Origin of the sequence: Bifidobacterium sp. SO1, from assembly GCF_018555335.1 — a bacterium.
Taxonomy (GTDB): Bacteria; Actinomycetota; Actinomycetes; order Actinomycetales; family Bifidobacteriaceae; genus Bifidobacterium; species Bifidobacterium simiiventris.
This window is the reverse complement of the sequence record NZ_JAFEJR010000003.1, coordinates 224066-238185: the sequence shown is the minus strand read 5'-3', so window position 1 is coordinate 238185 and position 14120 is coordinate 224066. Positions and strand designations below refer to the sequence as shown.

11 protein-coding genes and 1 tRNA gene are annotated in these 14120 nt (G+C 65.4%); 4 read left to right on the top strand and 8 right to left on the bottom strand.

The genetic code is table 11. The features are described from left to right. Positions 1-116 precede the first annotated feature (116 nt). The 4 genes from JS541_RS04615 to JS541_RS14990 all read right to left on the bottom strand — a co-directional run bounded on the left by JS541_RS04615 (position 117) and on the right by JS541_RS14990 (position 6045). Entirely contained in the window at positions 117-1823 is a 1707-nt protein-coding gene (locus JS541_RS04615; protein WP_236036813.1) for an alpha/beta hydrolase, read from the bottom strand. A gap of 65 nt (positions 1824-1888) precedes the next feature. Then, complete coding sequence (gene ispG, locus JS541_RS04610) at positions 1889-3130, bottom strand: flavodoxin-dependent (E)-4-hydroxy-3-methylbut-2-enyl-diphosphate synthase (protein WP_214373305.1); 1242 nt, start codon at positions 3128-3130, stop codon at positions 1889-1891. A gap of 73 nt (positions 3131-3203) precedes the next feature. Further along, on the bottom strand, positions 3204-4391 hold the full coding sequence (dxr, locus tag JS541_RS04605) for a 1-deoxy-D-xylulose-5-phosphate reductoisomerase (protein WP_214373345.1): 1188 nt from the start codon (positions 4389-4391) through the stop codon (positions 3204-3206). 58 nt (positions 4392-4449) lie between these two features. Then, complete coding sequence (locus JS541_RS14990) at positions 4450-6045, bottom strand: DivIVA domain-containing protein (RefSeq protein ID WP_214373304.1); 1596 nt, start codon at positions 6043-6045, stop codon at positions 4450-4452. A gap of 149 nt (positions 6046-6194) precedes the next feature. Here JS541_RS14990 and JS541_RS04595 point away from each other — a divergent pair. Beyond that, positions 6195-6268, top strand: a tRNA-Val gene (locus JS541_RS04595). 156 nt (positions 6269-6424) lie between these two features. Here JS541_RS04595 and JS541_RS04590 read toward each other — a convergent pair. Next, entirely contained in the window at positions 6425-6841 is a 417-nt protein-coding gene (locus JS541_RS04590) for a DUF3052 domain-containing protein (protein WP_214373303.1), read from the bottom strand. A 129-nt stretch (positions 6842-6970) separates the two neighbouring features. After that, complete coding sequence (locus JS541_RS04585) at positions 6971-7840, bottom strand: S16 family serine protease (RefSeq protein ID WP_214373302.1); 870 nt, start codon at positions 7838-7840, stop codon at positions 6971-6973. 54 nt (positions 7841-7894) lie between these two features. On the opposite strand from JS541_RS04585, the gene JS541_RS04580 reads away from it, so the two are divergent. Then, positions 7895-9379, top strand: a complete 1485-nt coding sequence (locus JS541_RS04580) for a zinc-dependent metalloprotease (protein ID WP_214373301.1) — start codon at positions 7895-7897, stop codon at positions 9377-9379. Between the two features lie 14 nt (positions 9380-9393). Here JS541_RS04580 and JS541_RS04575 read toward each other — a convergent pair whose 3' ends face one another. Next, positions 9394-10923 carry an ATP-dependent helicase gene (locus JS541_RS04575; RefSeq protein WP_214373344.1) on the bottom strand — a complete coding sequence of 510 codons (1530 nt, stop codon included), beginning with the start codon at positions 10921-10923 and terminating at the stop codon, positions 9394-9396. Between the two features lie 138 nt (positions 10924-11061). Here JS541_RS04575 and JS541_RS04570 point away from each other — a divergent pair, with 138 nt between their 5' ends. Together JS541_RS04570 and JS541_RS04565 are read left to right on the top strand one after the other, a co-directional pair. Further along, positions 11062-12681, top strand: coding sequence for a phosphotransferase (locus JS541_RS04570; protein ID WP_236036812.1), 1620 nt, complete (start codon positions 11062-11064; stop codon positions 12679-12681). Positions 12682-12760: 79 nt separating this feature from the next. After that, positions 12761-12985 carry a DUF3107 domain-containing protein gene (locus JS541_RS04565; RefSeq protein WP_214373300.1) on the top strand — a complete coding sequence of 75 codons (225 nt, stop codon included), beginning with the start codon at positions 12761-12763 and terminating at the stop codon, positions 12983-12985. Between the two features lie 179 nt (positions 12986-13164). Here the strand turns inward: JS541_RS04565 and JS541_RS04560 are convergent, their stop codons facing one another. Beyond that, complete coding sequence (locus JS541_RS04560) at positions 13165-14049, bottom strand: PHP domain-containing protein (protein ID WP_214373299.1); 885 nt, start codon at positions 14047-14049, stop codon at positions 13165-13167. Positions 14050-14120: the final 71 nt, after the last annotated feature.

The following is a 14120-nucleotide window of genomic DNA, read 5'->3' as shown; positions in this document are numbered from 1 at the left end:
CTGCGCTTAGTGTTTGTCGGGCTTAACGTAATGGGTCTGACGCTCCGCTTTGCCGACAGCCCCCTCAGCCGAGGGGGCCGAGAATAAAGATACGTCAGTTGAGGCCCAACAAGGCACTAGTACACGAACAAACCCCAGAACGCGAAGAATAACAATATATGCAGCATCGCCGAGACGACGGACCAGAACAGCACACGCCCGAGCCGGGTGGAAGCGAGCACCGGCTCACGGCCGGTCACCACCGCGCGAATGGAACCGGCACGCGGCGGCCATTGCAGGATACCACGCGACGCCGCGACCTCGATGAGCCGCGCGAACACACCGCTCCACGCCCACACCACCAGCGTGCACACGATCTGGATGACCGGCCAGCTCCATCGCATGATGCCCGGATCGTCGCCCGGCGCACTGCCCCACGCAAGCCGCACCACGCCCATGATCACCTGCCCGAGTCCGGCCGCGAACAGCAGCAGCGTCGCCACGGTGGTCAGCGTCAACGTCAGCAGCGCATGGCCGAACCCGTGCGCGAATCCCAGCACGTTGCGTCGCCCCCGCAGCCGTCCTCGCAGCGAACATCCGGCCGCGATCACGGCCGCGATCACGGCCACGACCAGCGCGACCAGCAACGTCACCGCCATCGAGGCATGCAGCAGCAGCCCATACACGGTCAGTCCGCGCCGTGCGACCGGATCGTCAGGCACGGCGATCGACTGGTACAGCGAATCGCCGGCGACCCGCTCGCTGGTCTGCGTCAATCCCGCCACAGTACCGGCCGCCCAGTCGATCACGTCACGCGTGTATGCGTCGGCGAACGGCGTTCCGGCCTCTTCGTCGCTGCCCAACCGCATCACATGGTTGGCGATCGGATATGTACGCACCGTCACGTCCGTGTTGCCGGCCGCCCGTGCAAGATCGAGAATCGTCTCGGTGCCGTCGACCTGCGCGGTCATCACGTCCTTCGACCCGTAGGCGATGAACGTGGGAATCGAGTAGGCCGTCGCGTTCGGAATATCAGCGAGATCGAAATTCGTCAGACCGATCAGGGCCGTGTCGAAACTGAACACGCGGTGCACGATCGACTGGTAGCCGCCGTTCGCGCCGACGAGCGTGAAATCCTGCGCGGCGAGGAATCCGAGCGACTGGCGCGGTGTGAACACCATCGGGCTTAAGAGGATCTGGAACGCGATGTCATGGTCCTGTTGCAGCAGATATGAGGAGATCCACGTCGATTCGCTGGTCGCGTAGATGCCGACGTTCGCCGAGTCGACGTTCGGCAGGTCGCGTAAGGTTTCGATGGCCTGATCATAAGCGGCCGCGGAGGCCGGATAATCGCGCGTGACGTCGTTGGTCGACCAGATCGGCTTGTCGATGACGGCGGTGACGAATCCGGCGGACGCCATGTCGGTGGCGATGTCGCCGAACGAGTCGTCCGGGGTGCCGCCATGGCCCGCACCGTGCATGAAGACGACGGCGGGCAGGTTGTCTTTCGTTGCGGCAGTGCCGGCGGAACCTGTTGCATCGCCGGCACTGCCGTCGACCGAACCATCATCGGCGACGTTCGGCTCACGGATCAGCATGCGGATATGCTGCGTCTCGCCGGTGGACGGCTGCTTCGCGTCAAAGTACACGGTGCGTTCGACGACGTCGTAGTCGCCGATCTGATGCAGTGCGACATGCCGCGGATTGTCGAACGTGACGGCGGTATCGGCGTCGAGCGAGGCGATGGTGCGGCCGGTCGGCTCATTGCTCCACGGCACGGTGGTCGCGTTCGACACATAGACGAGTATGCCGATCAGCATGATGAAGATCGGCAGACGCAGCATAAGCCGTCGTCCGCGACTCCACAACTGCGACGACGGCTCGGCGGCGGTCCGCTGATCCTGTGTCGTCATGCGGCGCGGTTCGGATGCTGAATCGGTACGACGACCGGGCCGGTGGATCCGGCCGGAACCTGACCGTCGGCCTCCATCTGCGCGGCGATGTCGTTGGCGATCGTGAGCAGCGTCTCAACGATCTGGTCTTCGGGCACGGTCTTGATGACCTTGCCCTTGATGAAGATCTGGCCCTTGCCGTTGCCGGAGGCCACGCCGAGGTCGGCCTCGCGCGCCTCGCCCGGGCCGTTGACGATACAGCCCATGACGGCCACGCGGATCGGTGCAGTGATGTTCTTCAATCCTTCGGTCACGGCACCGGCGAGCTGGATCACGTCGACCTGCGCACGGCCGCAGCTCGGGCAGGAGATGATGTCGAACTTGCGCGGGCGCAGTCCCATGTATTCGAGCAGCTTGCAGCCGACCTTCACCTCTTCGACCGGCGGCGCGGACAGCGACACGCGGATCGTGTCGCCGATGCCCTCGGCCAAAAGCGCGCCGAACGCGAGGCATGACTTGATGGTACCCTGCCATGCCGGACCGGCCTCGGTGACGCCCAGGTGCAGCGGCCAGTCGCCCTTCGAGGCGAGCAGACGGTAGGTCTCGACCATGGTGATCACGTCGTGGTGCTTGACGGATATTTTGAAATCATGGAAGCCGACGTCCTCGAACATGCGCGCCTCCTTGAGCGCGCTCGCCACAAGCGCTTCCGGGGTCGGGCCGCCGTACTTGGCGTACAGGTCCTTGTCGAGCGAGCCGGCGTTCACGCCGATGCGCAGCGAAATGCCCGCATCGGTCGCGGCCTTGCAGATGTCAGGGCCGACCTGGTCGAACTTACGGATGTTGCCCGGGTTGACGCGCACGGCCGCGCAACCGGCGTCGATGGCCTGGAACACGTACTTGGACTGGAAATGGATGTCGGCGATGACCGGAATCGGCGACTTACGTACGATTTCGGGCAGCGCGTCCGCATCGTCCTGACTTGGCACGGCGACGCGCACGATGTCGCAGCCCGCGGCGGTCAGCTCGGCAATTTGCTGGAGCGTGGCCGGCACGTTCGCGGTGAGCGTGTTGGTCATCGACTGCACGGAGATGGGTGCTCCCCCGCCGACCGGCACAGGGCCGACCATGATGCGGCGCGACTTGCGGCGCGGGTGCAGCGGCGATTCGCTGGTCAGCTCGACCGGGTCGCCGGTCTTGCGAAACGGCTTGTTGACGGGCTGCTGAAGACTTGCGGCTTCGGTATTCGAAGGATTCATGTTCTGGTCTGTTTCCCTACGTGGCATAGTTACGGGCCGGCGGCAACCGCACGGCCCGTATTCACGATATCGACTACTGCTTGTTTATCAGATCGTCCGCGCGACGGCGGGCTTCCAGCTCGAGTTGACTCATTTCCTCCACGGATTCGAACAGCGGGGCGCCGCGCAGTTCGGCATCCATCTCGTCAAGCACTTCCTTGACGGTGTCGACGATACCCAGATACGGCAGGCGATGTTCGAGGAACGCGTGCACGGCCTGTTCGTTGGCCGCGTTGAGCACTGCCGTATGCTTTTCGGACGCTTTGAGGCAATGTCGGGCCAGCGACACGGCCGGGAACGCCTCGTCGTCCAGCGGCTCGAACGTCCAGCTGGCGGCCTTCGTCCAATCGCACGCCGCCGCGACATTGTCGAGACGATCCGGCGCGGACAGACCGAGCGCGATCGGCAGACGCATGTCCGGCGGCGACGCCTGGCAGATCGTCGCGCCGTCGCAGAACTCGACCATCGAATGCACGATGGACTGCGGGTGCACGGTCACGTCGATGCGGTCCGGCGCGATGTCGAACAGCCGGCTCGCCTCGATGACCTCGAGACCCTTGTTCATCAGCGTGGACGAGTTGATGGTGACGACCGGGCCCATATGCCACGTCGGGTGGTTCAACGCCTGTTCGGGCGTGATGCCGGTCATGTCGGCGCGTTTCCAACCGCGGAACGGGCCGCCGGACGCGGTGACGACGAGCTTGCTGACCTCGCCGTGCGTGCCGGCGCGCAGCGACTGCCAGATCGCGGAATGTTCCGAATCGACGGGGTTGATCTGGTTGTCGCGCGTCTGCGAGCTGAACAGCAGGTGACCGCCGGCGACGACCGATTCCTTGTTCGCCAGCGCGAGCTGAGAGCCGGCCTTGAGCGCCGCGATCGACGGTTCGAGACCGATCGATCCGGTGATGCCGTTGAGTACCACGCCGGCTCCGCATCCGGCGAGTCCAATGACCGCATCGAATCCGGCCTGCACGGTGGTATAGGTGGCCCCCGCACGGTCAAGTGCCTCGCGCAGCGGCTTCACTGCGCTCGGATCGGCCACCGCGACCTGCGGCACATGGAATGCGGCGGCCTGCCGGGCCAACAGTTCCACATGGGAGCCGCCCGCGGCGAGACCGGTGACGGCGAACCGTTCGGGGTGACGGGAGATGACATCCAGACCCTGTGTACCGATGGATCCGGTGGATCCGAGGATGACCACCGTAGCCTGCTGTTTCACGATGTGTCCTTTGTATTGTCGGTGATGGTGCAAAACGTCTCACGGCCGTGGCCGTGCGAGCTCACGCGTGCTTCTTCGTGTCGTCGCCGTACAGGGACGGGAACGACAGATCGGGAATGTCAGTGTCGACCTGAGGGAAGAGGGACGGGAAGACCGTCTCGTTCTTGTCCGGCGCGGATGCCGGCGATACGACTTCGGGCTTCGCTTGTTCGGCCGGAGCGGATTCGGTCTGCGGCTCAGCCGGGCGAGTCGACTCATGCTGCGGCATCTCGGCCGGAGCGAACGAGGGGATCGAATCGGGCTGGATCTGAGGCTCGGCCTGCGGTTCCGGCGTGGCCGGCACCTGCTGCGGCACGTTCTCGGACACGGCGGGAGCCTGCGCGGCGGACTGGCTGACACGTCCATGAGATGCGGAACGTTGCGGCTTGACGGCCGGAGCGAACGATTGGGGCATCTGCTCGGATGGCGCGGCGGGTTCGGCCGACGGCATGATGATGCCTGTCGCCTCGCCGTCGGCGGGAACCGGAACCGGGGATGCGGGCTGCGGCGCAGGAGAGGCATCTTCAACGGGTGGCACCGGGGTCACGGCCGGAGTCGACAGACTCGGCATATGCGGGTGGAAGGCGCTCGGCGCGTCCATCTCCTGCGAGGCCTCGGCCATATGCGCCAGCTCGGCCAGCGACGAATCCGCGCCACCGGGAATGACCGGTGCCGGCGGCACGACAGGTGCGGGAGTCGCGGGCGTCTCGGGAACATGTGCCGCAACCGGTGCCGGCGGCACGCTCGCAACCGGCGTGGCCGGCACCGGCGCCGTGAAGATGGCCTGCTCCGCCTTGTGCAGCGCGTCGAACGATTCCTTGTCGCTGCTGTGGGGGGCGAACGATGCGGGTGCCGCGGTCTGGCCGTTTCCGGCTGCGAACAGCGGCGAGACGGCGCCGGATTGCCCGGACGGCGCGGACGACGCGGGAACGGTGGCGGCCACCGGACCGGAGGCGGCCTTGGCGCTCGCGGCGTCGTCGAGCTCGTTGACCCGGGAGAACGATTCGAGACGGCTGAGCAGCTGAACGCAGGAGTTGAGGAAATAATCCACCTGTCGCTCGTCGTATCCACGGGGGCCTTTGCGCTGCGTGAAGGTCGCGTTGCTGACCGATGCGGCGGTCACCTGCTTGAGATCCTCGGCGAGCTTGCGATCCGCGCCGTCCACGCCAAGTTCGGCGGCTGCCTTGTCGACGGCGTCGTTGATCAGGGAGTCCACCTGCTTGCGGTCATATGACGGCTGCTTCTTCTTGCCCGGTGCGAAACGCTCGCCCTCCGAGCGCTGCGCGTGGGCGTCGATCCGGCGATACAGCTGCTCGGTCTGGGCACGCCATGCGACGCGCCCCTGCTCGGCGATCTGGGTCGCGGTCTGACGGTCGACAACGGCCCGTTCCAGTCGGGACAGTGCCGCGTCGACCTGTGCGATGTCGTAGCCCCCCTTAGCCAAGTCGAAGGAGACGTTCTGGATATCCTGCTGCGTCAGCCCAGCCCCGTCGCTGTCGTACAACGCGTGGGCCTTGTTGAGGAACGCATCGACCTGCCCCGTATCGTACCCCAGTTTGCGGCTCGAGGCACGGGCGATGGACGACCCGCCACGTTCTGCTTCAGCTTCCTGCGCCATCGGATATCAACCTCCTATGGATAGTGCCAACGGTTCAACTGTACGTTGCGCTTGCGACTCAAGGACGCATGCCTTCTCCCGCGCGCCGGGCGGCCGGCCATGCCACGCCGTGTCGCACGGTCCGGCCGCATGATACAGTAGTGCAACGCGGGCGATTAGCTCAGTCGGCTAGAGCGCCACCTTTACACGGTGGATGTCGGGGGTTCGAGCCCCTCATCGCCCACTGCGATCAAGCCCTCGGAATCGCAAGGTTCCGGGGGCTTCGTCATATCAGCAGCCGGGCCGGCCCCGTATGTTGCCCGCACGGCCGGCCAGCATACGGCCACATACAAGAAGTGGAGACGGTACCGGATCGTCTCCACATGATGCTTGAAGTCTGTCAGCGCCCCTTGCCGAAGGCGCGCAGATGGATGCCGTTCCAGTCCTTGCTGATGGTCAGCGGCGTGGCGGCGTTCATGCCGGCGGTCTTCGCCGCGGACTGCACGGTGCTGGAGCTGGCCGCACCCGGGCGACCGGGCTTGGGGGTGAGCACCCACAGCGGGCCGTCGTCGCCGAGCACCGCGTAGGCATCCACGATGGTGTCGGATAGCTCGTCCTCGTCGTCGCCGTCGCGCCACCAGATGATCACGCCGTCCACGGCGGAATCGTAATCCTCGTCGACCAGATCCTCACCGGTCAGGTCTTCGATCTTGGCGCGGATCGAATCGTCCACGTCTTCGTCCCACATCCACTCCTGGACGATGTCGCCCTTGTGGAAACCGAACTCTTCAGCGTTATCAGATGCCGTTTGATTCACGGGACATTACATTAGCAAACCGCGGGGAACAGCCGCGTTAACACGCGCGGCGCGTCTCATCAAACGATCATGCGATCCGCTTCCGGAGCGCATGATCCGCACGCTTGCCGGACATGTCTTTCCCGGCCGTCAGGCGGTGCAGTGCGGCAGGTCCGCGCCCTCGCCCTTCCCGATCGCGACCAGCGCCTGATACGCCTCGTCGAGCGTCGCGACCTTCACGTCGCGCAACCCTGCCGGCACATGGCCAACGACCTCGTCGCAGTTCGATTCGGGCGCGAGGAACCATGTCGCACCGTCGCGTTTCGCGCCGATCATCTTCAGCCTGATGCCGCCGATCGCGCCGACCTTGCCGTTCTTCGACATCGTGCCGGTGCCGGCGATCGTCTGGCCGCCCGTCTCATCCGTTTCGGTGAGTTTGTCGATCAGGCCGAGCGAGTACATCATGCCCGCGGACGGGCCGCCGATGTCGTCGACGTGCATGGTGACCGTCACACCGTCCGTGTCGATGCCGAGCGTCTGTTTCGCGTACGCAAGCGCGGCGGCGGTCGCGGATCCTTGCGAGGAGGTCATCTCCTTCTCGCTTTCCTTCTGGTATTCCTCGGCGCTCTGGCCGACCGGCACGACGGCCTCCTGCGGCATGACGGTCTGCTGCGGGTCGAGCCACGCCCACAGGGTCTGCGCGTTGGTGACCGGATAGCCGGGCACGCCGGACGCGTTGACGGTGACGAGCAGCAGCTTGCCGGTGTCCCGATGCGTGTCGGCTCCGGTGACGGTGATGACGTTCTTGCCGCCCGTCTTGCCAAGCACGTCGGCGGTGGGGCCGGGGCCTTCGACCGCGTAGGCGCTGGGCAGGCACAGCACGACAACCGACAGCAGCACGGCGAACGCCCCGGTAAGATACCCGCGTGGACGCGCCCCGTAGTATTCGCGCACCCGTGCGCCGATACGTGAGAATATGCCTTGGGCGTGAGACTGGCGTTTCGTGTGCATGTTCGGCATACCTCCAATACTATGGAACCAACCGACGTTAACACATGAAGCGGGGAACGGACTATGGACGAGAACGCAATCCACCAGTGGCTGATCGAATGCTTCGGCCCGATCCAGGGCGAGATGGCCTTCAAACAGCTCAACGACCTGCCCGACGCGATCAAGGACCAGCTCATGAGTCAGGACCCGTCGAAGCTGCCCAAGCCGAGCGAGGTGCAAGCGCTGATGCAGGCGTTCACCACGGGCGGGCTGAACACGCCGAGCGAAATGCAGCAGACCGTGGCCGAAGGGCCGATCAACGTGAAGCTGGCCAAGTCGATCGCCTTGCAGCAGGCGAACGGAGAGGGATCGTTGCCGACGGTGAGCGCGGAGTCGGGAGCCGCGGCGCGCCGTGCGATGAGCGAGGCGAACCTGTGGCTGGACACGGCGTGCGAAATGAATCCGGTGGCCGGCGAACCCGAGGTGATGACCCGCGCCGGCTGGGTGGAGGAAACGATCGACGCGTGGGCGAAGTTCGCGGCACCGGTCGCCGAGTCGATGAACGAGGCGCTGGCCTCGGTGATCTCCGAACGTCTGGGAGACGCGTTCAACGGCGAGATCGCGGGCGTGTTCGCGGGCCCGGTGTCGATTCCGATCCCCGAAGGCATGAAGAACCCGGCGCAGCTGATGCGGCTGCTGGGCAACACGTCGTTCGCGATGCAGCTGGGCCATGCGGCGGGCGACCTGTCGCACGAGGTACACGGCAGTTTCGATCAGGGCGTCGCATTGCTGGCCAATCCCGCGGGCGGCCTGATCGTGCAGAACGTCGAGGAGTATGCGAAATCGCTGGATATCCCGGTCGCGGAGGTCATGTCGTTCCTCGCGTTGCGCGAGATGGCGCATGCGCGCCTGTTCGCGTCGGTGCCATGGCTGATGCCGCGGTTCGAGGCGCTGATCGGCAAGTACGCGCGCGGCGTGGACATCGACCTAGACGCGATGGAGGAGCAGCTGCGCGAGGCGAGTTCGATGGATCCGGAGGCGATCTCCGGCGCGGTGAACCTCACGAAGGTGGGCATTGCGGACACGCCCGAGCAGCAGGAGGCGAAAGCGTCGTTGGAGACGCTGCTCGCACTGGTCGAAGGCTGGGTGGACTGCGTGGTCTGGCGTGCCGGCATGGCGCACATCCCGCATATCGAACAGTTGCGCGAGATGATCCGGCGCGAACGCGCGGTCGGCGGCCCGGCCGAGCGGACGTTCGAGTCGTTGCTCGGATTGGAGCTGCGACCGAAGCGCATGCGCGAGGCGGCGGCTCTCTGGGAGCAGATCGGCGCGACTGACGGCATCGAGACCCGTGACGCGAAGTGGGGTCATCCGGATCTGTTGCCGGCATTGCCAGGCGACAAGCCGGCCGACGGCGCAACGGATGCCGCGAACGCAGGCAACGGCGATGGCACTCCGGACCGGTCGAACGGTTCGTCCGGCGGCTCCGATGCGATCGACTGGGACGCCGAGCTGAGCAAGCTGCTCGGCGAGGATTCCGGAGATTCCCCGGACGACGAACGACAGTAGGCGCCGGCCGACCGTCAGGTCAGAAATCTGCTGGGGACGCGCGGCCGGCCGGGCATGGCCGGATCCTTGGCGCGCGCATACGACAGGTGCAGGCTGTCTTCGGCACGGGTGACGCCGACATACGCGAGCCGACGCTCCTCCTCCAAGGCGTCGCCGTCCGCGGGAGAACCATACGGCATCAGACCCTCGGAACAGCCGACCAGGAACACATGCCTGAACTCCAGACCCTTGGATGCGTGAATCGTGGACACGTTGACCGCTCCCGCGCGCGCCGCACCGTCAGCTCCCAACGATTCGAGGACCGCCTGCCGGCTGGCCGGATCGTCTCCGGCCGCACCCGACCATCCAGTATCGCGCCGGACGCGATACCGCAGCCCAAGCTCCCGCAACGCGTCACAGAACAGGCGCTGCTGGACGTTGATACGGGTCAGGATCGCGAAGTCGGACGGATCCTCCCCCTTGGCAACCATGGCCGCGATGCGCCCCGCGACCCCTCTCGCCTCGTCAGCGTCCGACTCGTAGACCGTGTGCCGCACGTGCTCGCCGTCGATCCGGGCGGAGACCAGACGCAGATAGTCCCCGCGTTCGGGAGACCTGGAGAGAATACGATTCGCGTATCCGACGATCTGCGGCGTGGAACGGTAGTCCGTGTTCAGGCTCACGTCGGCGGCCAACGGTCCGAACTGCCCGGGGAACGACAGCAGGTCATAGCTGCTGGCGCCGGCGAACGAGTAGATCGTCTGCGCGGGGTCTCCCACCACACACACATTGCGATTGTCGGCCAGCCACAATGTCATCAGCCGATGCTGCAACGGCGACACGTCCTGGTACTCGTCCACGGTCAGCCAGCGGACCGAACGACGGATGTCCGCCGCCACGTCATCGAACTCGTCGAGCACATGGCATGCGATCAGCAGAATATCGTCGAAATCGATCAGTCCGTGCGACGTCTTCTCCTGCTCGTAGCAGTCGTACACGTCCTCGAACTGCTGCACCTCCAAACCTGCCGGCGGGCGGCGGTGCAGCGCGGCGGCCACGCGCGGATAGTCCCCGGGCGCGATCAGCGACACCTTCGCCCAGTTGATCTCCTCCTGCACGGCGCGGGCCGTCTGTTCGTCCGCACCAGCCGCGGCGCACACCCGCCCCAGCGCCACATCGATGATGCGCCGGGGCTCGCCATCGTCGGCTATATGCGGGAATGGCGCGTCGCAGATATCCTCCCAGTGCCGGCGCAGCTGCTGCAGCGCCGCCGAATGGAACGTCGCCGCGGTCACGTCATCCACGCCAAGCCCGCGCAGCCGCGAACGCATCTCGTTCGCCGCCTTGACGGAGAACGTCACGGCGAGCGCGCCCGACGGATCCCACTGCCCGCTCCTGCACGCGTATGCGATGCGCCGGGTGATCGTGCGCGTCTTGCCCGCGCCCGCCCCCGCGACGATGCGCACCGGACCGTCGACGGTGGCCGCCGCCGTATGCTGCGATTCGTCCAAACCGTCAAGCAGATCCTGTGCGTGGGTGTCCTGTGCCGATGTCATGCGTTCCATTGTGGCAGCCACCGCACCTTCATGCGAGCGCCATGCGTGTTTTGGCCTGATGACACCGGTTCGAGTCAGGGGATGTATTAGGGTGTAACTGTGAGTGAACGAAGCAAATTCCAGTTGGCGGCCCTTGCCTGCGCGGCCATGCCGAGCATCGCCGTGGCCGGAGTGCGCGAAGCGGGATCGCAGAATGCCGCGGACGGCACGGCCGGCATCGATCAGGCGATCGTCCTGGATTCGACCGGACGGCAGTACGACGTATTCGCATCCGACACCGAGGCCGGATGCAAGAGGCTGAGGAACCGCGTGCGGGCCGCTCGCACGCTGGCGCAGGCGCGTGAGCCCGGCGGCCTGGGATTCGGGTTGGATCAGGTCGTCGCGTTCCAGGACGCCAACGAGAAGGGACCGACCGGGGGCACCGCGGTCATGGTCATCAACCATCTCGACGGCATCGCGCGCAATCTCGATCTGCTCACATTGGACGACTGCTCGGCGATCGGCACGGCGATCGGCGCGATCCACCGTCTGCCAGGCACGATGGTGGGGTCGGGCGGTTACCCGTCGTTCGGCACGTCGCAGATCCACGCGCAGCTGTCGAAGTGGATCACCCGGTTGCGCGCCGCAGGTCATATTCCTCCGGAGATCACCGGCAGCTGGGCGCGGATCATCGAGACGGACGGCCTGTGGTCGTTCGCCACATGCTTTGTGCATGGCGGGTTCGTGGACGGCGACGTACTGTATTCCGGTTCCACGATCACCGCGATCACCAACTGGCAGGGCATGCAGATCAACGATCCCGCCCGCGACCTTGCATGGATCTTCGCCAAACTGGACGAGGAACATCGCAACGCGGTGTTGGCCGCATACGGGCGGATGATGGGTTCGCGATTGGACGATTTGATCATGCTGCGCGCGAACCTGTGGTTGCAGATGGAGCAGGTGGGCGATTTCATCCAGGCGCTGAACCGTGCCGACAACGTGAAGATCATGCAGTTCAAGGCGCAGGTGGATCGTCTGGCCCATCAGCTCGGCATCGTCACGCACAAGGCCGACGGCGCGCCGCTTTCGGCTCCTGCGGCGGGATCGGCGGATGACGGCGGACCGCAGGGCGCCGGAGACGAGACCGACGAGCGCAAGGCGCCGTCCACGATCACCGTGGGCACGCTGCTGCGCGAAAGCGAGCGGCGTCTCGCACAGGCCGGAGCACAGGCCGGTCAGGGAGCCGCTGCTCCTGCCGTGTCGGCCATGACCGGATCGGATGAGACCGGAGACATGGATCGCACCGATTCCGCACAGGTCGTGTCGGATCCGACCGGTGAGACGGATGCCACGGCCGATCACACACCCGAATCCACGCCGACGGCATACCGTCCGTCGCCCGACTCCCGGTCATGGACCCCGTCGAGTTCCCCGACGATGGCGATCAGCCCGGACGAGGCCCGTGCGATGTTCATCGATCAGACGTATGACGGTTCCGACGACACGCCGGACAACCAGCCGCAGGTCTACCGTTCGCAGCCGTACCAGGATCGCGTCCGCCAGCAGCAGGCAGGCATGAGCCCGGCCCAGGAGCAGGATGCGCAGACCGTGCTGATCCCGCTGCTCGAGCAGGAGGAGCGTGCCTTGCGCGATGCGCAGCTCGGCCTGGCGTCGCGCACCGGCATCACGCGCGCGGTGGCGCAGGGCGGCACCCCGGCCGGGCATGACGATCATGACCATGAGAGCGGCGAACACGGCGAGGAAGCGTCCACGCCGACGGCGTAACCGAACGTACCGGCCACGCCGCTTGGCACAATAGAGAAAAACGCATGCCGCCACGTGGCGGCCGTCATCAAGGAGCATCATGGACATCGAACTGGGTATCCGCAATGTGGCGCGCACCGTCACGTTCAGCACCGAACAGAGCGCGGACGAGGTGAACGCGGTGATCGGCAAGGCCGTCTCCGAGCATCAGACCATCGAGCTGACCGACGACAAGGGCCGCCATATCGTCGTGCCGGCCGATGCGCTCGGTTACGCGATCATCGGTTCGGAAACCAAGCACGCCGTCGGTTTCGGCGCGCTGTGACGTCCGGTCCAAGCCGTGTCCCGTCCCGTTTCCCGCGAAAAGTGGGCACAACGGGATCCGAATAATCAAAGGTGGGTGTTTCGGTGTTATTTGGGGACGATGTTCGTCCGTATATGACACCGAAACACCCACCTTTGGTTTCCTAGAGCCTGTTCTGCCCACTTATGGGTTCGTCTTTCCTATTTCCACAGCGGAATCGCGCCACGGCGCACGATTTCGACTACCGTGGCCTCATCGGTGAGGTTCTCCCCCAGCGCGTTCGGCTTGCCTTTGCCGTGCCAGTCCGATCCGCCCGTCACCAGCAGACCGTGACGGCGTGCGATGGCCAGCAGCCGTTCGCGCTGTTCGGGCGGATTGCCGCGATGCCATACCTCAAGACCGTCCAGCCCCTCGCCGATCAGCCGTTCGATCTGCCGATCCGACAGCAGTCGCGCATTGCGGCTCAGATCGCCGGCATGGGCGATGACCGTCACGCCTCCGGCTTCGCCGACCGCCCGCACCACTTCATGGGTACTCGGCGATGGTGTTGGAATATAGTATTTGCTTGACGTGCTCACCACGTCGGAGAATGCGTCGGATCGGGTCGGATACACGCCGGCGGCTACGAGCGCATCCGCGATATGAGGCCGACCGACCGTCGTCTTCTCCCCCTCGCGCACCTGTTCCAGCACGCTGTTCCAAGTAATCGGGTAATCGGCCGACAGCAGTTCGACCATCCGTCTGACACGCTTGAGTCTAGCGGCCCGTGTGGCCTCGAACAGCTCGCAGATATGCCGGCTGCGCGGATCGTACTGGAACGCGAGCATGTGCACGGAGATTCCTTCATCATCGGCGGTGATCTCCGTACCGCGCAGCAGCGGTACACCGCACCGGGACGCGGCGTCCTCGGCGTCATGCCATCCTGCGGTCGTGTCATGGTCGGAGATGCCAACGCCCAGCAGGCCCAGACCCTTGCCCTGTTCCACCAGCGTGGCCGGCGTCTCCGTACCATCGGAGAACACCGTGTGGCAGTGGATGTCCCAGCCCGTGCGCGGCGGTTCGGAAGGAATGTCGATGCGAGTCATACGACCATCGTAATCTGAAACCGGTCATCGGCATGTCATATGACATGCCGAAACGAATCGGAAGGGAACCT